The sequence below is a fragment of the Cellulomonas sp. P1_G12_2 genome, assembly GCF_056405535.1.
Genome location: NZ_JBFUBX010000004.1, coordinates 414569 through 435326 on the forward strand (window position 1 = coordinate 414569; position 20758 = coordinate 435326).

Genomic DNA, 20758 nt, shown 5'->3' on the forward strand with positions numbered 1-20758 from the left:
CCGTGCGTCAGGCCGTGGAGGGGGTGCGGGAGATCCGCGGGTCGAGTGCGGGATAGGCGAGGTCGACCACGAGGTTGACGACCACGAACACGAGCGCGCCGACCACGACGACCCCCTGCACCACGGGGATGTCCTGGGCGCGGACGGCCTTCTCGACGAGTCCGCCGAACCCCGCGCGGGAGAACACCGTCTCCACCACCACGGCACCGGCCAGCAGGTTGCCGACCGCGATCCCGAGCAGGGTCAGCGCGGGCAGTGCGGCGTTGCGCGTGACGTGCCGCCACTGCACCCGGCCCCGGGACGCACCCTTGGCCAGCGCCGTCTCGACGTAGGGCGCGTCCCACGCGGTCCGCATCGAGCGGGCGAGCACCTGGGCGACCACCGCGGAGAGCGGGATGGCGAGGGTGACCGCCGGCAGGACGATGCTCGCGATCCCCTGGTTGCCGACCGCCGGGAACACCGGCAGCCGGAACGAGAACAGCTGGAGCAGCAGCAGCCCGATCCAGAACGTCGGCATGGACACCCCCAGCGGCGGCAGCGCCAGCAGCGCGCCCCGCAGCCGGGTCGACCGGGTCCACGACGACGTCGCCGCGATCGTTCCGCCGAGAAGCAGGGCGATCCCCAGGGCCACGCTGGTGAGCGCGAGCGTCTGCGGGAACGCGTCCGCGAGCAGCTGCGAGACCGGAGCGCCCGAGGTCACCGAGACCCCCAGGTCGCCCGTCACGGCCCGCCCGAGCAGCACGACGTACTGCTCGAGCGGCGGCCGGTCGAACCCGTAGCGGGCGCTCAGCTCGGCCACCTGCGCCGGGTCCACGGTGCCGCCGGGGTTGGCCGCGTCGAGCATGATGCTCACCGGGTCGCTCGGCAGCAGGTAGAGCACCGCGAACGAGACCGTGAACGCCGCCCAGAGCACGAGCACCGCCGCACCGAGCCGCCGCAGGACGTAGGCCGTCACTGGTCGGCGCCGATCCAGGTGTCGTGGAAGAGCAGTCGGGACGAGGCGTCGAACGTGAGGTCGTGCACGTCGGACGCGACACCGATGGACTGCGCGAGCTCGAACAGCGGGATCGCGAGGCCCTCGTCGAGGATCGTCTCCTGCGCGGTGCCGAGGTCGGCGGCGCGCGTGGCGGGGTCGGCCTGGGCCAGCTGCGCATCGAGCAGGGGGTCGAGCACCGTGTCCGCGGGCCGCTTGTTGATGTTGCGGAACTTCGAGGAGAACTGGGTGCGCAGGATGTCGCCGTCGGCGCGCGTGACGTTGTAGTAGTACGTGTCGTAGTCACCGGCGGTCAGCGCCGCCTGCTGCTCCGCCGGGGTCTGCTGCCGCACCTGGAGGTCGACGCCCACCGCCTTGAGCTGCTGCTGCGTGAGCTCGAGCACGGCCTGGCTGCCCGTGAACAGCGGCGCGAACACCACGTCGAACGAGAGCTTCTCGCCGCCCTTCTCGCGGATGCCGTCCGCACCGAGCCTCCACCCGGCGTCCTCGAGCGCGTCGGCCGCGCCGTCCTGGTCGAACGCCAGCTCGTCGGACAGGTCCACGTATCCGGGTGTCGTGCTGGCCAGCACGCTGGTCGCGGGCTTGAACGCGTCGCTCAGCACCGTGTCCACGAGCTCCTGGCGGTTGATCGCCACCTGGACGGCGGCGCGCACGGCGGGGTCGGCGAGCGGGCCGGCGCTCACGTTCGGCTGGAGCACGAACGCCACCCCGGGGTTGGTGCGCGTCAGCACCGAGCCACCGGAGCCCTCGACCTGCGGCACGTCCTGCGGCAGCACGTCGCCGACGGCGTCGAACTGGTCGGAGGCCAGCCCGCCGGACCGGACGCCCGACTCGGGGACGATCGTGAAGTCGATCTGGTCGAGGTACGCCTCGCCGGGGTTCTCGGAGACCTCGGACGGCCACGCGTACCCGTCCCGCCGGACGATCGTCGCGCCCTGGTCCTGGGTGTACTCCTCCAGCGTGAACGGGCCGGAGCCCACCACCGCGCCCTGGAGCCGCGCTGCCGGGTCGGCTGCCGCCGTGGCGTCGGACAGGATCGCCAGCGACACCGTGGACGTGGCCTGCAGGAACTGGGCGTTGGGCCCGGAGAACACCACGGTGACCGTGTGCTCGTCGTCGACGGTGGTCTCCTGGTAGCCCGCGAGGTAGGAGCCGGCGAGCGGCGCGGACGCCGCGAGGGGGCCGACGAGGGCGTCGAAGTTGGCCTTCACGGTGGTCGCGGTCAGGGGCGTCCCGTCCGAGAACGTGACGTCGTCGCGCAGGTGGAACGTGACGTGGGTGAGGTCGTCGCTGACGTCCCAGCTCTCCGCCAGCCACGGCACGATCTCGCCGGTCTGCGGGTCCTGGTCGGTCAGCGAGTCGGCCAGCTGACGGGCGATGTAGATGCTCACGTTCGAGCCGACCTGCTGCGGGTCGACGCCGCTCGGTGAGGCGCCGAGGGCGAACCGCAGGGTGCCGCCCGGGGTCGCGGCCTCGGTGCTGGCAGAGGTGGACGGGTCCGACGCCGCGGGCGTGCCCGAGCCGCAGGCGGTCAGGAACAGCGCGGGGACGACGAGGGTGGCCAGGGCGGCCGAACGGGCACGGGTCGAGCGGAGCATGGCGGGGTCCTTCGTTCGGGGTGGAGAGGTGGGGTCAGCCGACGAGGGCGCGGTCGGCGGTGGAGCGGGTGGCGCGGGGCGCCGGGCGGGAGAGGCCGAGGTGGTCGCGCAGGGTGGTGCCCGCGTAGTCGGTGCGGAACGAGCCGCGCTCCTGGAGCAGCGGCACCACCTGGTCGAGCACGTCGTCCAGGCCGCCGGGGGTCAGGTGCGGCACGAGGATGAAGCCGTCCGACGCGTCCTCCTGCACGTACCGGTCGATCGCGTCCGCGACCTCGGTGGCCGTGCCGACGAACCCGCCGCGCGACGTCACCTCGATGACGAGCTGCCGGATCGACCAGCCGTTCGCGTCGGCCAGCTCCCGCCACGCGGCCGCGATGCTCCGCGGGTCCTTGACGTGCCGGACGCGACCGCGGGTGATGTCGAGGTTCTCGATGTCCGGCTCGATCCGCGGCAGAGGCCCCTCGGGGTCGTGGTCGGTGAGGTCGCGTCCCCACACCTGCTCGAGGAACGCGATGGCCGTCGGCCCCGGCACCTGCTGCAGCCGGATCTCGTGGGACCGCTCGGCGGCGTCCTGCGCGCTGTCGCCGAGCACGACGGTCGTCGCCGGCAGGATCAGCAGCTCCACCGGCCGCCGACCGTGCGCAGCGAGGCGACCCTTGACGTCGGTGAAGAACGCCTGACCGGACTCGAACGTGGAGTGCGCGGAGAACACGACGTCCGCGGTGGCCGCCGCGAAGTCACGGCCGTCCGAGGAGTCGCCGGCCTGGAACAGCACGGGGTGCCCCTGCGTGCCGCGCGGGGTGGTGAACTCGCCGCGCACCTGGAAGTGCCGGCCCTCGTGGCGCACCTCGTGGACCGAGCCGGGCCGGACGAACTGCCCGGAGCCGGCGTGGGCGATCACCGCGTCGTCGTCCCACGAGTCCCACAGCGCCCGTGCGACCGCGACCAGCTCGGCCGCACGCTCGTACCGCTCGTCGTACGGGAGAAACCCGCCGCGCCGGAAGTTCTCGCCGGTGAAGGCGTCGCTGCTGGTCACGAGGTTCCACGCGGCACGCCCGCCGCTGAGGATGTCCAGGGTCGCGAACTGGCGGGCCAGCTCCCACGGCTCGTTGAAGGTCGTGTTGATCGTCCCGGCGAGCCCGATGCGGTCGGTGACCGCGGCGAGCGCCGCCAGCACGGGCAGGGTGTCGGGCCGACCCACCACGTCCAGGTCGTGGATCTGGCCCTTGTGCTCGCGCAGCCGCAGTCCCTCGGCGAGGAAGAAGAAGTCGAGCTTCGCCTCCTCGGCGCGCCGGGCCAGGTGCTCGAACGACGCGAAGTCGATCTGGCTGCCGGACCGTGGGTCGCTCCACACGGTGGTGTTGTTGACCCCGGGGAAGTGGACGCCGAGGTGGACCTGCTTGCGGGCGCCCATCAGGCGATCGCCGCGTAGCGGTTGACCGGGCGGGCAAGGCCCAGCTGGTCACGCAGCGTCGGACCCGCGTAGCTGTCGCGGAACGCGCGGGCCTCGCGCAGGAGCGGCACGACGCCGTCGACGAGGACGTCGAGGTCGGTGTGCAGCGAGGCCGGCCGGACGACGAACCCGTCGGCGGCACCGACGGCGGACCAGTCGAGGAACGTGTCGGCGAGGTCCCGGGCCGTCCCGACGTGCGTGAGGGAGTCGGTGTCCCACTCGACTCCTTCGAGCTCGGTGAGCAGGTCGAGCCGGGCGCGAGCGCTCGCGCGGTCCGGGCCGAGGACCACGAAGGCGTCGACGAGCACGCGCAGGTCGCCCGGCTCGCGGCCCGCCGCCGCCGCCGCGGCCCGCAGCCGGAGCCGCAGGTCGAGGGCCTGGTCGCGGTCCGTCGCGCTGACCCGGACCACGTCGGCGTGCCGCGCGGCCAGGCCGAACGAGGCGTCCGAGCCGACGCGCACCACGATCGGCGGCTGCCCCTGTGGCGGACGCGGCGTGATCGACGGCCCCTTGACGGCGAAGTGCACGCCGTCGTGCTCGACGTAGTGCAGCTTGGCGCGGTCGACGAACCGGTGCGTGCCCTGGTCGCGGATCTCCGCGTCGTCCTCCCAGCTGTCCCAGAGCGCGGTGACCACCTCGACGGCCTCCTCGGCCTCCGCGACGGCCCCCGCCTCGGTGAGCGCCGGGCCTCGGCCCACGTGCGCCGCATCCTGCTCGTCGTCGGTCCAGCTGACCTGCCACGCCGCCCGGCCGCCGCTGACGTGGTCGATCGTCGCGATCGCCTTGGACACGTGGAACGGCTCGGTGTGCGTCGTCGCGACGGTCGGGACCAGTCCGATCCCCCGCGACCGCGGGGCGAGCCGGGCGGCGACCAGCGCCGCGTCGAGCCGACCGCGCAGCGTGGTGGAGCGCGACGGCTGCAGCGAGAACGAGTCGTCGAGCACGACCAGGTCGAGGGTGCCGCGCTGGGCGACCTCGACGAGGTGCTGGAGCCGCTCGGCGTCGAACAGCCGCTGCGCCTGCGAGCCGTGCGTCCGCCAGGCGGCGGGGTGCGCGCCGGCGTCGCTGAGGTCGACGCCGAGGTGCAGCTGTCGGGGAGTGGTCGGGAAGGCCATGGCGAGGGTTCCGTTCTGAGGCGTCAGGGCGCGCCCGGCGCAGCCGTGTGCGGCGCAGGGGTGCGGGCGTACGTGGAGGGCGAGCGCGGACACCACGGCTCAGCCGTGGGCCAGGCGCTCAGGTGCCGGTCGGAGCCGGTCGGTCGGGGGGTGTCGTCAGCGACAACAGGCGCCGGGACAGCACGGGCGCAGGATCCAGAGAGCCGTCGTCGGCCGTCCGTCCGAGCTCATCGTGCGTCCCTTCGTGCCCGCCTGGCGGGCGCTGCGTCGTTGTCGGGCACGAGCAGGACGCTCGCGCAGGACCAGGTCGTCACCCGGGGCACCCCACACGCAGGAGGGTTGCCACCCAGCAAGCCGGGGCTTGTCGCTGGAATTCATGACCTAACAGGTCGGAAAAGTAGGCATAGGTTCCGGACGTGTCAATGGTCCGCGCCGAAAGTCCAGATGGTGGGACGGATCCGTCCGGTGCGACGATGGCGTCCCGACCACCCAGCAAGGGAGCACGCTCGCGCATGGGCCCGACGACCACCGGCGTGACCGTCGCCGCCGACGACCCGACCCGCCCCGACGTCCTCGAGCTGCTCGGGGAGCACCTCGCGGACATGTACGCGACCTCGCCGGCCGAGTCGGTGCACGCGCTCGACCCGTTGGCGCTCGCCGCCCCCGGCATGACGTTCTGGACCGCCCGCGCCGCCGACGGCGCCCTGCTCGGCTGCGCCGCGCTCAAGCAGCTCGGCCCGACGGACGCCGAGCTCAAGTCCATGCGGACCACCGCCGCAGCACGCGGCCGAGGGGTCGGGGCGACCGTGCTCGCGCACGTCCTGGGCGCGGCGGCGGCGCGCGGCATCCGGACCGTGCACCTGGAGACCGGGACGCAGGACTACTTCGCACCCGCACGCCGGCTCTACGAACGCGCCGGGTTCGTCGAGTGCCCGCCGTTCGCGGACTACCTGCCCGACCCGCACAGTGCCTTCTACCGGCTCGCGCTCGACGGGCGCCGCTGAAACATCTCGTATTCCGACCTGCCGTGTCCACAATAAGAGACGGTCCTGTTGCCCGAGCGGCAAGGCGGTCATCCTCGTCCCATGCAGACCCGCCGCGCCGCCTCGACGTGCTGTCACGTCGTCGTCATGGCTTCCGCGCGCCCCTGCTGTCCGCGGAACGTCTGAACGCGGCCCCCGTCCTCGGCCGAGCGTTCGACGCCCGGCCCCCGTCGATCTGCGACGGCCCACGGCGTGACGCGCGTGCCACCACTCCCGTCCCCCGCGGAGGAAACGCCCTCATGGCGTCCACCCAGCTCTCCGTCGCCCGGTCCTCGCGCACCGAGCCCGCGCAGCGATGTCGTCGATGACGACCGCCCGCCCGCCCTTCGCGACCCCCAAGGACCTGACATGACCGCCCGTCCCGCACGCCGCACCGCCTCCGCCCTCCGTGTCCTGCTCGCCGCCGGCCTCGTCGCCACGCTCGCGGCCTGCTCCTCCTCCGCTGCGCAGGACGCGAGCGCCGACACCGGCACGGACCCGTCCACCTCGACCGCCGAGGCACCGGAGCTGCGCCTCGGCTACTTCGCCAACCTCACTCACGCGGTTGCCCTCGTGGGGGTCGACGACGGCACCTACCAGGGGGCGCTCGGCGACACGAAGCTCACCACCTCGATCTTCAACGCCGGCCCGGCCGCCGTCGAGGCACTCTTCGGAGGGGCCATCGACGCCACGTTCATCGGCCCGAACCCCGCGATCAACGCGTTCGCGAAGTCGAACGGCGAGGCGATCCGGATCGTCTCGGGCGCGACGTCGGGCGGTGCGCAGCTGGTCGTCCGCGACGGCATCGACTCCCCCGACGACCTCGTCGGCACCACGCTCGCCACGCCGCAGCTGGGCAACACCCAGGACGTCGCGCTGCGCGCCTGGCTCGCCGAGGAGGGTCTCGAGACCTCGCTGACCGGCGGTGCGAGCGACGTGACGATCGCGCCGCAGGAGAACTCGCAGACGCTCGACCTGTTCAAGGCCGGACAGCTCGACGGCGCGTGGCTGCCCGAGCCGTGGGCGTCCCGGCTGGTCGTCGACGCCGGCGCGCACGTCCTGCTGGACGAGAAGGACCTGTGGCCCGACGGCGACTTCGTCACCACGCACCTGATCGTCGCCACCGAGTACCTCTCGAAGTACCCCGGCACCGTGAAGAAGCTCATCGAGGCCGAGTACGCGACGTCCGAGTGGATCGCCGCCAACCCCGACGAGGCCAAGACCCTGTCGAACACGGTGATCGAGAAGCTGAGCGGAAAGCCGTTGTCCGCCGACGTGCTGGACCGAGCCTGGGCGAACCTGCGGATCACGCTCGACCCGATCGCCTCGAGCCTGCAGACCTCCGCCGACCACGCGGTGGCCGCAGGGACGTCCGACGAGACGGACCTGACCGGGATCTACGACCTGACCCTGCTCAACGAGGTGCTCGCCGAGAACGACCAGGAGCCGGTCTCCGACGGCGGCCTCGGGGCGTCGGGCAAGTGACGGCCACCGTGACGGCGGTCGGCGGCCAGGGCACCACTGCCCCGGCCGCCGTCGCGGCGCGCCTGACGGGGGTCACGCAGCACTTCGGCGAGGCGTCGCGGCCGCCGGTGCTCGACCGCATCGACCTCACCGTCGCGCCCGGCGAGTTCGTCTGCCTGCTCGGCGCGTCCGGCTGCGGCAAGTCGACCCTGCTCTCGTTGGTGGCAGGTCTGGACAAGCCCGTCTCCGGCACCGTCGAGGTGCCTGGCGGCCGACCGGCGCTGATGTTCCAGGAGCCGGCCCTCTACCCGTGGCTGACCGCCGCCGGGAACGTCGAGCTGGCCCTGCGCCTGCGCGGCATCCCCCGTGCGGAGCGCCGCATGGAGGCCCAGCGGCTCCTCTCTCTCGTCCGGCTCGACGGCGCCGGCCCCAAGCGGGTGCACGAGCTGTCCGGCGGCATGCGGCAGCGCGTCGCCCTGGCCCGTGCGCTCGCCCAGGAGGGCGACCTGCTGCTCATGGACGAGCCGTTCGCCGCGCTCGACGCCATCACGCGCGACGTGCTGCACGAGGAGCTCACGCGCATCTGGAGAGAGACTGGGCGTGCGGTCATCTTCGTCACGCACAACGTCCGGGAGGCGGTCCGGCTCGGGCAGCGGGTCGTCCTGCTCTCGTCGCGGCCCGGACGCGTCGCCCGCGAGTGGTCGGTGGACATCCCCCAGCCGCGCCGCATCGAAGACCCCGACGTGTCCCGGCTCAGCGCCGAGATCACCGAGGACCTGCGACAGGAGATCGCCCGCCATGGCCACTGAGACGACGGCACCCCCGACCCGCAGGACCACGGACGACGACCTCGCCGCGGGGCTCGACGCCCTCGAGACCCCGATCGAGACGGCCCACGACTCTGCGTGGGCTGCCGCGTGGCGGGCCGTCTGGCCGGTGCTGGCCGCGCTCGGCGCGATCCTCGTCGTGTGGCAGGTGGCCTACCAGCTAGAGCTCAAGCCCCCGTACGCGCTGCCCAGCCCCGCGGACACCTGGCAGACGCTCCTCGGCACGATCCAGGACGGCTCCGCGTGGCGTGCGGTCAGCCTGAGCGTCCAGCGCGCCGCGGTCGGCTTCGCGATGTCGGTCGTCGTCGGCGTGGCGATCGGGGTGTCGCTGGCCGCCTCCCCGCTGCTGCGGCGCGCGTTCGGCCCGATCATCACCGGCCTGCAGTCGCTGCCGTCGGTGGCCTGGGTGCCGGCGGCGATCATCTGGTTCCAGCTCACCGACGCGACCATGTACGCGGTCATCCTGCTCGGCGCCGTGCCGTCCATCGTCAACGGGCTGCTCGCCGGCACCGACCAGGTGCCGCCGCTGTACCTGCGCGTCGGGCAGGTGCTCGGCGCCACCGGCTGGACGCGGATCCGCTTCGTGCTCCTGCCGGCCGCGCTGCCCGGGTTCCTCGGCGGGCTGAAGCAGGGCTGGGCCTTCGCGTGGCGCTCGCTCATGGCCGCCGAGCTCATCGTGCAGACCGGCCTCGGCACCGGACTCGGTCAGATCCTCGACCTCGGCCGGGTGACCAGCGACATGTCCCTGGTCATCGCGTCGATCGGGCTCATCTTCCTGGTGGGCATCGTCATCGAGCTCGTGGTCTTCGCTCCCCTCGAGCGGCACGTGCTGCACTCCCGCGGTCTCACGGGCCAGGCGTCGTCGCGCTAGCTAGCCGTCGGCGCGGCTCGGGAAGCACATGTCGCACCAGTGGTAGCCGGCAGGTCGGGCGCCCACCGGCCACCGGTTGCGCGCCGCGATCTTCGACACCCACGCGCACGGGTGGTCCAGCGAGTGTGTCTCGCGGGTGCGCCGGTTGGCGAGCAGCCGCTCGCTGTCCGACGAGACCGTCACCCCGCACTCCGGGTGGTTGCCGAGCCGGTGGAAGCCGCCGAGGAAACCTCCCGCGAAGAACTCCTGCTCCGGCGTGAGGTCCAGGTCGGGGGGCACCAGGGACGACGGCACGTCGACGGCGAGGTTCGTCGCGAGCTCCGGCGGCAGGTACCGGGCGAAGAACATGGTCAGCAGGTCCGCGGTCGCCGCGGCGATCTCCGAGCACGAGCCGCTCCCCGGACGGCACGGGATGTCGATCTGTCTGCTCAGGTAGTCCCAGTGCTCACCCTCGTCGAACACGACCCGGTGCCGCGGCCGGTGCATCGCCTGCCACTGCGCCTCGGTGAGCTGGCTGAACAGGTCGAAGCCGAGGCCCCACATCAGCAGCGTCGGCATGTCGAGCAACGGCAGAGGGAACGGCTCAGCCCCGAACCAGTCCTGCCACCCGCCGCTCAGCCCGGCGTAGGCACTGACCGGACGGCCGACGGCGAAGCGGGCACCCAGCATCGCGCCGAAGCTGTGCCCGATGACGCCGGTGGCGGGCGGCGGCAGGAGGACGTCGGCGTGCTCCCACCCGGAACGCGCCCACGCGAGCACGGCGTCGAGCGTCGCCTCGTCCGGGTGCCCCGGCACGGACGGGTTGTTGCCGCCCTCGTTCCCGGCCAGCCGCGGCACCACGACCACGTAGCCGCTGCGCGCCAGGAACGCCGGGATCAGGAACCAGCGCAGGAAGTGGTCGGCGTCCTGCTGGCAGTGCCCGTGAGCGAACAGGATCAGCGGGTACCGGCCGCACCCCTCGAGCAGCGGCGCCGACTCCACGGCACCGTCGAGGCTCGGGAAGAAGATCCGCAGGTCCACCGGCGCGCCGTCGGCCGGCCCGAGCGAGCGCACGCCCCAGAACACAGGCGCGAGCGCCTGGGGCTGCCACCCGATCGGGCAGCTGGCCGGCGGTGGCACRGGACTGTCGACCACCCGCCCAGTGTCGTGCCACGGCGGAGCCGGGGGGAAGGGCGCGGGCCGCGCCGCGCCGACGTCAGTCGGGCGGCTCGATCGAACCGAGGTCGCCGGGGGCGCACACCTCCAGCTCGTGTCAGGACAGGATCGACCGGGCCCTCCGGGCCGTCCCCTCGATCGCGTGCAGGCCGCGAGAGCCCATGGTCGGCCCGTCCTTCTCGAGCCGCTCCGCCAGCCGGCGGGCGAGCGACGCGACCACCGGAAGCAGGATCGCGGCGACGACGAACAGGCGGACGCGCCGGAACAGGAATGCCCACATGGTGACCTCCGGTCATCGGGGTGGAGTGCGGATCGTGTACTCAGAAGACGGGCTTGCCACCGGTGACACCGAGCACGGTCCCGGACACGTACGAGGCGGTCGAGTCGGCTGCGAGGAACACGAACGCAGGGGCCACCTCGGCCGGTTGGCCGGCACGCCCGAGCGGGGTGTCCGCGCCGAACTTCTCGACCTTCTCCGGGAACTGCGTGGCGGGCTGCAGCGGCGTCCAGATCGGGCCCGGCGCCACCGCGTTCACCCGGATCCCGCGCGCGCCCACCTCGGCGGCCAGGTTGACCGTGAAGTTGTTGATCGCGGCCTTGGTCGACGCGTAGTCCAGCAGCGTCTCCGACGGCTGGTACGCCTGGATGGACGAGTTGTTGAGGATCACCGCGCCCTCCCCCAGGTGCTCCAGCGCGGTCTGCGTGACCCAGAACAATGCGTAGAGGTTCGTCTTGAACGTCCGGTCGAGATCGTCCGACGTGATGTCCGCGATCGACTCGCGGCGCGCCATCTGGAAACCGGCGTTGTTCACCAGGATGTCGAGGCCCCCGAGCTCGGTGACCGCCGTGGTCACGGCTCCGCGCGCGGACGACTCGTCGGTCAGGTCGGTCGGGACGAGCACGCACGTCCGCCCGGCCTGCTCCACCCATCTCCGGGTCTCGTCGGCGTCCGCCTGCTCCTCCGGGAGGTAGACCACGGCGACGTCGGCCCCTTCGCGGGCGAAGGCGAGAGCGACCGCACGGCCGATGCCCGAGTCACCACCGGTGATGAGCGCGCGGCGACCCGTGAGCAGGCCGTGCCCTTCGTAGCTCGACTCCCCGTGGTCCGGGGTGGGGTTCATCGGTTCGGTGAGGCCGGGAGGCTCCTGCTGCTGGGCCGGGAACTGCTGGTCGTGCTCCGTCACGTCTGCTCCTGCGTGTCGGTCGCCCGTGCGCCGGCTGCTTCGGCGCAGTCCATCGTCATCCAGGGCCCGAGAGCGCGCACCCCGGGAACGCGAGAGCGGCCCGCCGGACGGCGGGCCGCTCTGCTGCCGCTGCGTCAGCGACGCCGGCCGGAACCGGCGACGATCGCCACGCCGATCGCGGCGAGGACGACCTGGAAGAGCAGCTCGATCCAGTCGATGCCGTCGGTGGTCTGCACGCCGACCAGGCCGGCGAGCCAGGTGCCCAGGAGGGCCGCGACGATGCCGACGATGATGGTGACGAGGATCGAGATGTTCTGCTTGCCTCGCACCAGCAGTCGGCCGAGGACGCCGATGATGGCGCCGATGATGATGGCGGAGATGATTCCTGCGGGGGTCATGGGGTGATCTCCTCGGTGTGTAAAAGGCGTCGGATCCGGCGCCGAGTGAATCTAGGGGCATTTCCACCGGTTCGCGCGTTGAAACGAAAGGCACCCGCTGCGAGAGCTTCCGGGTCGGCACCTCCGGCCGGTCGTACGACGCCCCGACCCCGTGCTGGACCCTCGGCGCCTGACCTGGCACTCCGCCCGCCGACGCGCGCCGACGCCGCACCCGTCCTACGCTCGCCTCTCGCAGAAGCCGCGACGAGGAGGTCGATATGCACAGCGACGACAGGATCGTCCACGACACCGGTGACGACCGCCCGGTGATCCACGAGGTGGAGGTCGAGGTCGAGGAGACCGACGCCGAGAAGATCAAGGCCGACGGCATCGACGAGGAGAACGTCGAGCGCCGCTAGGCCTTCACGAGCGAGGCGCCGCGCCCACGTGGGCTCGGCGCCTCGTTCTGTGCCCGGTGGTGGCCGCGCCCCCGCCGCTGGCACGCTGGCTCCATGGGCTCACCGGACGGCATCGTCGGCGTCTTCGACCGCGCTGCGGACACCTACGAGGCCGTCGGTGTCCCCTGGGCCGGGCCGATCGCGGCACGGCTCGTCGCCGAGCTCGACGTCCGTCCCGGCGAGCGGGTGCTCGACGTCGGCTGCGGACGCGGGGCAGCCCTCGGTCCTCTGGCCGAGGCGGTCGGAGCAGGCGGGTACGCGCTGGGCATCGACCTGGCCCCGCGCATGGTCGAGCTCGCTGCGCGCGACCTGGCCGGCCTTCCCCAGGCCGAGGTGCGGATCGGGGACGCCGGTGCGCCGGGCCTACCCCTGTCCTCGTTGGACGTCGTCGCGGCGAGCCTGGTCATCTTCTTCCTGCCCGACCCGGCCGCCGCGCTCCGGTCGTGGACCGAGCTCCTGGTCAGCGGCGGACGGCTGGGCGTGACGACGCTCGGCGAGAAGGACCCCGGGTGGACCGTCGTCGACCGGCTCTTCGAGCCGCACCTCCCGGCCGAGCTGGTGGCGGCGCGCGCCCGCGGGCTCCACGGCCCGTACTCCTCGGACGCCGGTATGGAGCGGCTGTTCTCCGAGGCGGGCATGGCACAGATCAGGACGGTCCCGGACCAGGTCAGCGCGGTCTTCCACGACCCCGAGCAGTTCCTGGCGTTCTCGTGGTCGCACGGCCAGCGGTCGATGTGGGAGGCCGTGCCGCAGGACGTGCACGCCCGGCTGCGCGAGGAGGTGCTCGCCGAGATCGACCGGCAGCGTGACGCGACGGGCACGGTGACGTTCGTGCAGGAGGTGCGGCACACGCTCGGCGTGCGGCCGTGACGCGTACGCCCGCAGTGAACCGCGGGACTATCGCGGCCGTCCCGGTCGCTGTGCAGGAGATGGACGAGGAGCCCCTGGACGCGTACTCCCGCACGGTCGTCGCCGTGGCGGAGTCGGTGCTGCCGAGCGTCGCCAGCCTGAGTGTGCGAACACCGCGCGGCACCGGCGCGGGCAGCGCCAGCGTCATCACCACCGACGGCTACCTGCTCACGAGCGCCCACGTCGTCGCGGGCGCGACGGGTGCCGAGGCGGCGTTCACCGACGGGACCACGGTGCGTGCCGACGTCGTCGGGCGCGACCCCCTGTCGGACCTCGCGGTGCTCCTGACCCGCGGAGACGTCCCGGCGCCGGTGGTGCTGGGCGACGCGGCCACGCTGCGGGTCGGGCAGCTGGTGATCGCGCTCGGCAACCCGCTCGGACTGGCCGGGAGCGTCACGGCCGGCATCGTGTCCGCGCTGGGCCGGTCGCTGCCGACGGCGGCCGGCCGGGTGGTCGACGAGGTCGTGCAGACCGACGCCGCGCTCAACCCCGGCAACAGCGGCGGCGTCCTCGCCGACAGTGCGGGGCGCATGGTGGGGGTCAACACGGCGCTGGCCGGCATCGGGGTCGGCCTCGCGGTGCCGATCAACGCCACGACGCGGGAGATCATCACGACCCTGATGACGCACGGCCGCGTCCGTCGCGCGTGGCTGGGCATCGCCGGCACGCAGGTGCCCCTGCCGCCGCACCTCGCCGAGCGCCTCGGCTCGCCCACCGGGTTGCAGATCTCCGGAGTCTCCCCCGGCAGCCCCGCATCGCAGGCCGACCTGCACCGCGGGGACATCGTGGTCGAGCTCGACGGCAGCCGGGTGGTGACGGCGACGGCCGTGCAGAAGCTCATGGTCGAGCACGCGATCGACCGGCGCATCGAGGTCACGGTCTGGCGCAACGGCGCGCTGGTCGACGTGCTGGTCTTCCCACGGGAGCTCGCGCTGCCCTGACGGAGTCGTCCGGTACCGCACAATCGTCGCGTGAGCGCACCCGAGCACCGGCGTCCCCGTGACCGACCCCGCGCGACCCGCGCTCTCGCCCTGGTCCTGGGACCGCTGCTCCTGGCCGCGGTCGTCGCCATGGCGCTCACGTGGCCTCACGACACCGAACCCACGGGTCAGCGCGCCGGGCTGGTCGACGTGGCCGTGGAGCACGTGACCGCCACGGTCACCGGCACGCGGACCGAGCAGTGCGAGTCCACCATCGAGGACCGCCTGCCCGACGGCACACAGCCGGACCGTGTGCAGTGCCTCCGGGTGCTCGCCACGGTCACGTCCGGCGCGCAGGCGGGGACGGACATCGAGGTGTGGGCGACCTCCACCGTGACCGCGGGCGACGTGCCGGACGGGACGCGGATCGTCGTCCAGCACTACCCCGCGGCCGACGGCGCCCCGGAGGCGTGGGCGTGGTCGGACTTCGCGCGCGGCGTGCCCCTGGCCACCCTCGCGCTCGCGTTCGTGCTCGTGACGGCGCTGGTCGCGGGGTGGCGCGGGCTGCGCGCCATCGCGGGCCTGGTCATCGCCTTCGTGGTGATCTGGCAGTACGTGCTGCCCGGGCTGATTGCCGGCGAGGACGCCGTCGTCCTGGCCCTGAGCGCCTCTGCCGTGATCATGGCGATCGTGCTCTACCTCGCGCACGGGTTCTCGCTGCGCACGAGCACCGCGCTCCTGGGCACCCTCACCGGGCTGGTCCTCGTCGGCGCCCTCGGCGCGCTCGGCGCGCACGCGGCCCACCTGTCGGGAGCCACCTCCGAGGAGGACTTCCGACTGGCCGCCCTGCTCGGCGACAACGGCGCCGCCGGCCTGCGCGGGGTGTTCCTCTGCGGGGTCGTCCTGGCGGGCCTGGGCGTGCTCAACGACGTCACGATCACCCAGGCGTCGGCGGTCTGGGAGCTGCGCGCGGCCGACCCCGGTGCCAGCTGGCGCGGGCTGTTCACCGGGGGGATGCGGATCGGCCGGGACCACATCGCCTCGACGATCTACACCATCGCGTTCGCCTACGCGGGTGCGTCGCTGCCCGTGCTGCTCCTGCTCCAGATCTACGGCCTGCCGCTGGCCCAGACGCTCACCGGCGGGGAGTTCGCGCAGGAGATCGTACGGACCCTGGCCGGCGCGATGGGGCTCATCCTCGCCATCCCGTTCACCACGGCCATCGCCGCGCGCGTCGCGCTCGGGCAGCCCGCCGACACCTTGCGCTCCTCGCCCGAGCACAGCCACGCGCACTAGCGGGCGGGCGTGTCACGTCTCGGCGGGCTGTCCGGTCGAACGTGTGGCCGGCGCGTCGCCGGTCATCGGAACCGGGAGGTCACGTCATGAAGGTCGTCGTCATCGGAGGGACCGGGCTCATCGGCTCGAAGCTCGTCGCACTGCTCTCCGCCCAGGGCCACGAGGCCGTGGCAGCGTCGCCCGGGACGGGCGTGAACACGCTCACCGGCGAGGGCCTGTCCGCGGTGCTGGTCGGCGCCGAGGTCGTGGTCGACGTGTCGAACTCGCCGTCGTTCGAGGCGGCGGCCGTCCTGGAGTTCTTCGAGACGTCCACGCGGAACCTGCTCGCGGCCGAGGCCGTCGCCGGCGTGCGGCACCACGTCGCACTGTCGGTGGTGGGCACCGAGCGGCTGCCCGACAGCGGGTACTTCCGCGCCAAGATCGCGCAGGAGAAGCTCATCGAGAGCTCCCCGGTGCCCTACTCGCTGGTGCACGCCACCCAGTTCTTCGAGTTCCTCACCGGGATCCTGGACTCCGCGACCGACAGCTCGATCGTGCGGCTGGCGCACGTGCTCATCCAGCCGATGGCCGCCGACGACGTCGCCGCCGGGCTGCTCGACGTCACGCTGGGTGCGCCGAGGAACGGGCGGGTCGAGATCGCCGGACCGGAGCGGTTCCGGCTCGACGAGCTCGGTCGTCGCGTCCTCGCAGCGCGCAGCGACCCGCGCGCCGTGGTCACCGACCCCGCGGCGACGTACTTCGGCGCGGTCCTGCAGGAGGACACGCTGGTCCCGCTGGGCGATGCCGGCCTCGGTGCCACGCGGCTCGAGGACTGGATGGCTCGGTGACCCCTAGCCTGTGACGGTGGCCAGCGACACCGCCGACAACACTGCCGCACCCACAGCGCGGTGGAACGCGAACGTCCCCGACACGGACGTGAGCGCCTTCGAGGACGTGCGCCCGCGACTGTTCGGCATCGCCTACCGGATGCTGGGCAGCGTCGTGGAGGCCGAGGACGTGGTGCAGGACGCCTGGCTGCGCTGGCAGGGCACGGACCGCCGCGAGGTGCGCAACCCTGCGGCCTTCCTCACCACCACGACCACGCGTCTCGCCATCAACGCGACGACCTCGGCGCACGCCCGCCGCGAGACGTACATCGGCCCGTGGCTGCCCGAGCCGGTGGACACCAGCGCGGACCCCGCCCTGGGGGCCGAGCGGGCCGAGGCGCTCGAGACGGCCGTCCTGCTGCTCCTCGAGAAGCTCGGCCCCACCGAGCGCGCGGCGTACGTGCTGCGCGAGGCGTTCGGGTACTCCTACCGGGAGATCGCCGACGTGCTGGACGTCTCGGAGGCGAACGCGCGGCAGATCGCCCGGCGGGCGCGCGAGCACCTGGAGTCCGAGCGGTCTGCGCCGGCGTCACCGGCTCAGCAGCGCAGGCTCCTCGAGTCGTTCGTGGCGGCCGCGCGGGTCGGGGATCTCGACGGGCTGGAGCGCCTGCTGGTCGACGACGTCGTGGTCCGTCCCGACGGGGGTGGGGAGGTGCACGCCTCGCGCGTCGAGCTGGTCGGTGCCGCACGCACGGTGACGTTCCTCGACAACATCCTGCGCAAGTACTGGCAGGACTCCACCCTGCGGATCGTCGAGGCCAACGGCGGCACCGCGCTGCTGGTGACGGAGGCAGACGGCCGTCCGCAGGCGATCGTCACGCTCGACGCCTCCGCGCGCGGGATCGAGCGGGTGTTCATCCAGGTCAGCCCGAGCAAGATGCGTCGGTTCGCGCCGGGCGCCTGACGTCTGTCACGTTCCGGCGCGCTGCGTGGTCGAGAAGGTGTGACACACATGCAGAGGATCGTGATCGTAGGCGGTGGCTATGCGGGCTTCTACGCCGCCTGGAACCTGGAGAAGAAGCTGCGCCCGGACGAGGCGGAGATCACCGTCATCGACCCGCGCCCGTACATGACGTACCAGCCGTTCCTCCCCGAGGTGATGGCGGGGTCGGTCGAGGCGCGGCACGCCGCCGTCTCGCTGCGCAGGCACCTGCGCCGCTCGAAGGTGATCGCCGGCCAGGTGACCCGGGTGGAGCACGCGCGGCGCACGCTGCGGTTCCGCCCCGCCGACGGGGACGACGTCGAGCTGGGCTACGACGTCATCGTGATCACCGCCGGCGCGGTCACGCGGAAGTTCCCCGTGCCGGGGATCGCCGAGCAGGCCATCGGCATGAAGCACGTCGAGGAGGCCGTCGCCATCCGCGACAAGCTGCTCACCGCCTTCGACCGCGCCTCCGTCCTGCCGCCCGGACCGGAGCGGCAGCGACTGCTGACCGTGACGTTCGTCGGCGGCGGCTTCTCGGGCGTGGAGGGGTTCGGCGAGCTGTTGTCGCTGGCCACCGCACTGCTCGACTCCTACCCGGAGCTCACGCTCGCCGACCTGAGCTTCCACCTGGTCGAGGCCGCGGGCCGGATCCTGCCCGAGGTCACCGACGGTCCCGGACGCTGGGTGGTGCGGTCGCTCGAGGAGCGCGGCGCCCACGTGCACCTGAACACGCAGCTCGTCTCGGCCGTCGACGGGCACGTGGTGCTCTCCACCGGCCAGGAGTTCGACTCCGAGCTCATCGTCTGGAGCGCGGGCAACGCCGCCAACCCCGTGGTCGCCCAGCACACCGACCTTCCCGTCGACGAGCGCGGCTTCCTGCGGGTCCGGGCGGACCTCCGGATCGGCACCGAGGCCACAGCCGTCCCGGACGCGTGGGCGGCCGGGGACGACGCCGCCGTGCCGGACGTCGCCGCGGGGACACCCGGCGCGCGCACCGTCCCGAACGCGCAGCACGCCGTGCGCCAGGGCAAGCACCTCGCCGCCAACATCACGGCGGTCCTGCGCGGGAGGCCACCGAAGGACTACGTGCACCAGAGCCTCGGGGTGGTCGCGACGCTCGGTCTCGGTCGCGGGGTGTTCCAGTACCGCCGGATCGTGATCACGGGCTTCCCCGCCTGGCTCCTGCACCGGGGCTATCACGTGCTCGCCGTCCCGACGTGGGAACGCAAGGTCCGGGTGCTGGCGGTCTGGGTGGCGTCGCTCGTCTTCGGGCGCGACATCGTCTCGCTGGCGAGCGTGCAGCGACCGCGCGAGGCGTTCGTCACCGGCGGGGTCCCTCGCCCACGATAGCTCGACGGTCGCACCTCGGCACGGACTCTCTCGAGGCTGGGACTGCCTGGGCGTACGGGACGCCGGTCGTCCCTGGGCTCGACTCCGTCACCGTCACACCGTGACGTCGGGCGACAACCCCTCGAGAGCCGCCCGGCGCACCGTCGGCTCGTCGGGCCATGGGACGGACGGCCGTCCCGGGTGGGCCGGGAGCTGCATCACGACGAGGGCGCCGCGCTCAGGTGCGACGCCGGCGCGGACCCGCCCGCCTCGGGCGGCGACCATGTCGCGCACCAACCCGAGCCCGAGGCCGGTCTGCGAGAGCTCGTCGCGCGGAGCCCGCGCCTCATCCTGACCGTTGATCGCCGCCCGCAGGTCGGCGCTCAGCCCCGGTCCCGAGTCGGCTACGACGATCTCGACCCATCGCGCGCCGCGCGACCCGCTCAGCCGGACCGTGTCCCCGTCCTTCGTATAGCGCAGTGCGTTCTCGATCAGCGTGTCCAAGCAGGCGCGGAGCCGCTCGCCGGACCCGAGGATGGCGCCCGCGCGGGTATCCACCACCCAGACCCGGTCAGCCACCTGCCCCCACCTGTCGACCGTCTCCCGCAGCAGCTCGTCGACGTCCACGCGCCCGAGGTCCGCACCGCCCTGGAAGCGGATCGCCCGCACCAGTCGCTCGGTCGCGCGAGTGAGCCGGCTGAGCTCGTCGTCGATGACCGACAGGTCGTGCCGCTCACCCGCGTCGACCACCCGGGCCAGGAGCAGCTCGACGTACCCGCGCGCGATGGTCAACGGTGTGCGCATCTCGTGCGATGTCAGGCGCGTGAGCCGCTCTCGGTCGGCCGCCTCCCGGTGCTCCCGCTGCGCCATGGCGGTGACTGTGCGCAGGGCAAGCTGGCGCCGCCGCACGTGCCACACCCCGAGCACCACGAGCAAGGTCATCAGCGGGATCTCGGTCGTCTCCTGCCACGGGATGTAGCCGGTCGCCGCCCTGAGCAGCAGCACAGCACCCGTGGCCGCAGCGCACAGGGAGAGCCCGACCACGGCCCACCGCAGCGGCCAGTTGCCGAGGGCGTACAGCAGCGCGAAGGCCGCCCACGCGAGGTGGTACGGGATCGTCTCGTTGCCGGGCCAGACCCACATCAACGCCGTGCACAGGCCCGCGAAGACGAGCCACGCGAGGTAGAGGCCCGCCCGTGCGTGCCCGTCCCCGGGGGCCGGTGGGGGCTCAGTCGCCGTCGAAGCAGTATCCGACACGGCGCACCGTCTCGATCGTGGCGTGGGTCCCGAGCTTGCCGCGCAGCCTTCGTACGCACACCTCGACCACGTTGCTGCCGGGATCGAAGTCGAGACCCCACACGGCCTGCAACAGCTCGTCGCGTCGGCAGACCTCACCTCGCCTGCGCATGAGATGGGCGAGGAGGGAGAACTCCCGCTCCGTCAGGGAGACCTCGCCGTCGGGCAGGTGCACGCGTCGGCGGTCGAGGTCGAGACGGATCCGCCCCGCGCTCAGGTACCGCGACTCGGCGGGCGGCGTCCGCTGGGTGCCCAGGTGGCGGCGGGTCCGGGCGAGGAGCTCGACCAAGGAGAACGGCTTGGCGACGACGTCCACGGCCCCGCGCTCGAGGGCCTGCACGCGCGCGGCGACGTCGGTGACCGCGGAGAGCACGATCACCGGCGTCGCGTCCTGGCGCTGCCCGAGAGACGAGAGCACCGACAGACCGTTGCCGTGCGGCATGAGCAGGTCGAGGAGGACGAGGTCGATGCCTCCCGATGCGAGACGGTCCAAGGCGCTCTGACCGTCGGCGACAGTCACCACCTGGTGCCCCTCGGCGGACAGCGACCGTCCCACGAGCGCGCGGATGCGCTCCTCGTCGTCGACCACCATCACCGTGCTCATCGAGCCGCCCCCGCAGACATCGATCAGCCGCCGCGTCGTTGCAGCGGAACTACGGCCTTGCCGCGTGATCCCTTGGCAGCATCCTGCGGACCGGC

At 72.8% G+C, this 20758-nt stretch carries 21 protein-coding genes and 1 riboswitch; of the genes, 11 read left to right on the forward strand and 10 right to left on the reverse strand.

The genetic code is table 11. The features are described from left to right. Positions 1–7: 7 nt before the first annotated feature. The 4 genes from AC1DXT_RS15900 to AC1DXT_RS15915 are packed head-to-tail and all read right to left on the reverse strand — an operon-like array spanning position 8 to position 5160. The gene (locus tag AC1DXT_RS15900) at positions 8–955 is read right to left on the reverse strand and encodes an ABC transporter permease (RefSeq protein WP_477062264.1); all 948 of its coding nucleotides are present in this window, start codon (positions 953–955) and stop codon (positions 8–10) included. Next, complete coding sequence (locus AC1DXT_RS15905; RefSeq protein ID WP_477062265.1) at positions 952–2592, reverse strand: ABC transporter substrate-binding protein; 1641 nt, start codon at positions 2590–2592, stop codon at positions 952–954. Before AC1DXT_RS15905 ends, AC1DXT_RS15900 begins: the two co-directional genes overlap by 4 nt. Before the next feature lie 34 nt (positions 2593–2626). After that, positions 2627–4006 carry an NtaA/DmoA family FMN-dependent monooxygenase gene (locus AC1DXT_RS15910; protein WP_477062266.1) on the reverse strand — a complete coding sequence of 460 codons (1380 nt, stop codon included), beginning with the start codon at positions 4004–4006 and terminating at the stop codon, positions 2627–2629. After that, complete coding sequence (locus tag AC1DXT_RS15915; RefSeq protein WP_477062267.1) at positions 4006–5160, reverse strand: LLM class flavin-dependent oxidoreductase; 1155 nt, start codon at positions 5158–5160, stop codon at positions 4006–4008. Before AC1DXT_RS15915 ends, AC1DXT_RS15910 begins: the two co-directional genes overlap by 1 nt. Before the next feature lie 261 nt (positions 5161–5421). Continuing rightward, a riboswitch (SAM riboswitch) is annotated at positions 5422–5542 on the reverse strand. A 130-nt stretch (positions 5543–5672) separates the two neighbouring features. Here AC1DXT_RS15915 and AC1DXT_RS15920 point away from each other — a divergent pair. From AC1DXT_RS15920 to AC1DXT_RS15935, 4 genes are all read left to right on the forward strand, one after another. Continuing rightward, complete coding sequence (locus tag AC1DXT_RS15920; RefSeq protein WP_477062268.1) at positions 5673–6164, forward strand: GNAT family N-acetyltransferase; 492 nt, start codon at positions 5673–5675, stop codon at positions 6162–6164. A 387-nt stretch (positions 6165–6551) separates the two neighbouring features. After that, positions 6552–7667, forward strand: a complete 1116-nt coding sequence (locus AC1DXT_RS15925) for an ABC transporter substrate-binding protein (protein ID WP_477062269.1) — start codon at positions 6552–6554, stop codon at positions 7665–7667. A 62-nt stretch (positions 7668–7729) separates the two neighbouring features. After that, positions 7730–8455, forward strand: coding sequence for an ABC transporter ATP-binding protein (locus AC1DXT_RS15930; RefSeq protein ID WP_477062298.1), 726 nt, complete (start codon positions 7730–7732; stop codon positions 8453–8455). Continuing rightward, positions 8445–9344 carry an ABC transporter permease gene (locus AC1DXT_RS15935; RefSeq protein WP_477062270.1) on the forward strand — a complete coding sequence of 300 codons (900 nt, stop codon included), beginning with the start codon at positions 8445–8447 and terminating at the stop codon, positions 9342–9344. The genes AC1DXT_RS15930 and AC1DXT_RS15935 overlap by 11 nt, the downstream gene beginning before the upstream one ends. Here the strand turns inward: AC1DXT_RS15935 and AC1DXT_RS15940 are convergent, their stop codons facing one another. The 4 genes from AC1DXT_RS15940 to AC1DXT_RS15955 all read right to left on the reverse strand — a co-directional run bounded on the left by AC1DXT_RS15940 (position 9345) and on the right by AC1DXT_RS15955 (position 12081). Then, on the reverse strand, positions 9345–10478 hold the full coding sequence (locus AC1DXT_RS15940; RefSeq protein WP_477062271.1) for an alpha/beta hydrolase: 1134 nt from the start codon (positions 10476–10478) through the stop codon (positions 9345–9347). A gap of 118 nt (positions 10479–10596) precedes the next feature. Further along, positions 10597–10779 (reverse strand): hypothetical protein, encoded by a 183-nt coding sequence (locus AC1DXT_RS15945; RefSeq protein WP_477062272.1) that lies wholly within the window; start codon positions 10777–10779, stop codon positions 10597–10599. A 40-nt stretch (positions 10780–10819) separates the two neighbouring features. Further along, positions 10820–11620, reverse strand: coding sequence for an SDR family oxidoreductase (locus AC1DXT_RS15950; protein WP_477062299.1), 801 nt, complete (start codon positions 11618–11620; stop codon positions 10820–10822). A gap of 197 nt (positions 11621–11817) precedes the next feature. Continuing rightward, the gene (locus tag AC1DXT_RS15955) at positions 11818–12081 is read right to left on the reverse strand and encodes a GlsB/YeaQ/YmgE family stress response membrane protein (RefSeq protein ID WP_146845046.1); all 264 of its coding nucleotides are present in this window, start codon (positions 12079–12081) and stop codon (positions 11818–11820) included. A gap of 257 nt (positions 12082–12338) precedes the next feature. Between AC1DXT_RS15955 and AC1DXT_RS15960 the strand changes: the two genes are divergently transcribed. The 7 genes from AC1DXT_RS15960 (at position 12339) to AC1DXT_RS15990 (ending at position 18784) form a co-directional block, all read left to right on the forward strand. Continuing rightward, a complete protein-coding gene (locus AC1DXT_RS15960) occupies positions 12339–12479 on the forward strand; it encodes a hypothetical protein (RefSeq protein ID WP_477062273.1) in 141 nt (46 codons plus the stop codon). Positions 12480–12572: 93 nt separating this feature from the next. Further along, positions 12573–13388 carry a class I SAM-dependent methyltransferase gene (locus AC1DXT_RS15965; protein WP_477062274.1) on the forward strand — a complete coding sequence of 272 codons (816 nt, stop codon included), beginning with the start codon at positions 12573–12575 and terminating at the stop codon, positions 13386–13388. 59 nt (positions 13389–13447) lie between these two features. Then, the gene (locus tag AC1DXT_RS15970; protein WP_477062275.1) at positions 13448–14368 is read left to right on the forward strand and encodes a S1C family serine protease; all 921 of its coding nucleotides are present in this window, start codon (positions 13448–13450) and stop codon (positions 14366–14368) included. 30 nt (positions 14369–14398) lie between these two features. Then, a complete protein-coding gene (locus AC1DXT_RS15975; RefSeq protein WP_477062276.1) occupies positions 14399–15643 on the forward strand; it encodes a YibE/F family protein in 1245 nt (414 codons plus the stop codon). Between the two features lie 86 nt (positions 15644–15729). Beyond that, on the forward strand, positions 15730–16470 hold the full coding sequence (locus AC1DXT_RS15980; protein ID WP_477062277.1) for an SDR family oxidoreductase: 741 nt from the start codon (positions 15730–15732) through the stop codon (positions 16468–16470). Between the two features lie 16 nt (positions 16471–16486). Then, positions 16487–17413: an RNA polymerase sigma-70 factor gene (locus AC1DXT_RS15985; protein ID WP_477062278.1), complete on the forward strand. Its 927-nt coding sequence runs from the start codon at positions 16487–16489 to the stop codon at positions 17411–17413. A gap of 48 nt (positions 17414–17461) precedes the next feature. Beyond that, complete coding sequence (locus AC1DXT_RS15990; RefSeq protein WP_477062279.1) at positions 17462–18784, forward strand: NAD(P)/FAD-dependent oxidoreductase; 1323 nt, start codon at positions 17462–17464, stop codon at positions 18782–18784. A gap of 93 nt (positions 18785–18877) precedes the next feature. Here the strand turns inward: AC1DXT_RS15990 and AC1DXT_RS15995 are convergent, their stop codons facing one another. Together AC1DXT_RS15995 and AC1DXT_RS16000 are read right to left on the reverse strand one after the other, a co-directional pair. After that, positions 18878–20020 (reverse strand): sensor histidine kinase, encoded by a 1143-nt coding sequence (locus tag AC1DXT_RS15995; protein WP_477062280.1) that lies wholly within the window; start codon positions 20018–20020, stop codon positions 18878–18880. Next, positions 19992–20663, reverse strand: coding sequence for a response regulator transcription factor (locus tag AC1DXT_RS16000; RefSeq protein ID WP_477062281.1), 672 nt, complete (start codon positions 20661–20663; stop codon positions 19992–19994). The genes AC1DXT_RS15995 and AC1DXT_RS16000 overlap by 29 nt, the downstream gene beginning before the upstream one ends. Positions 20664–20758 lie beyond the last annotated feature (95 nt).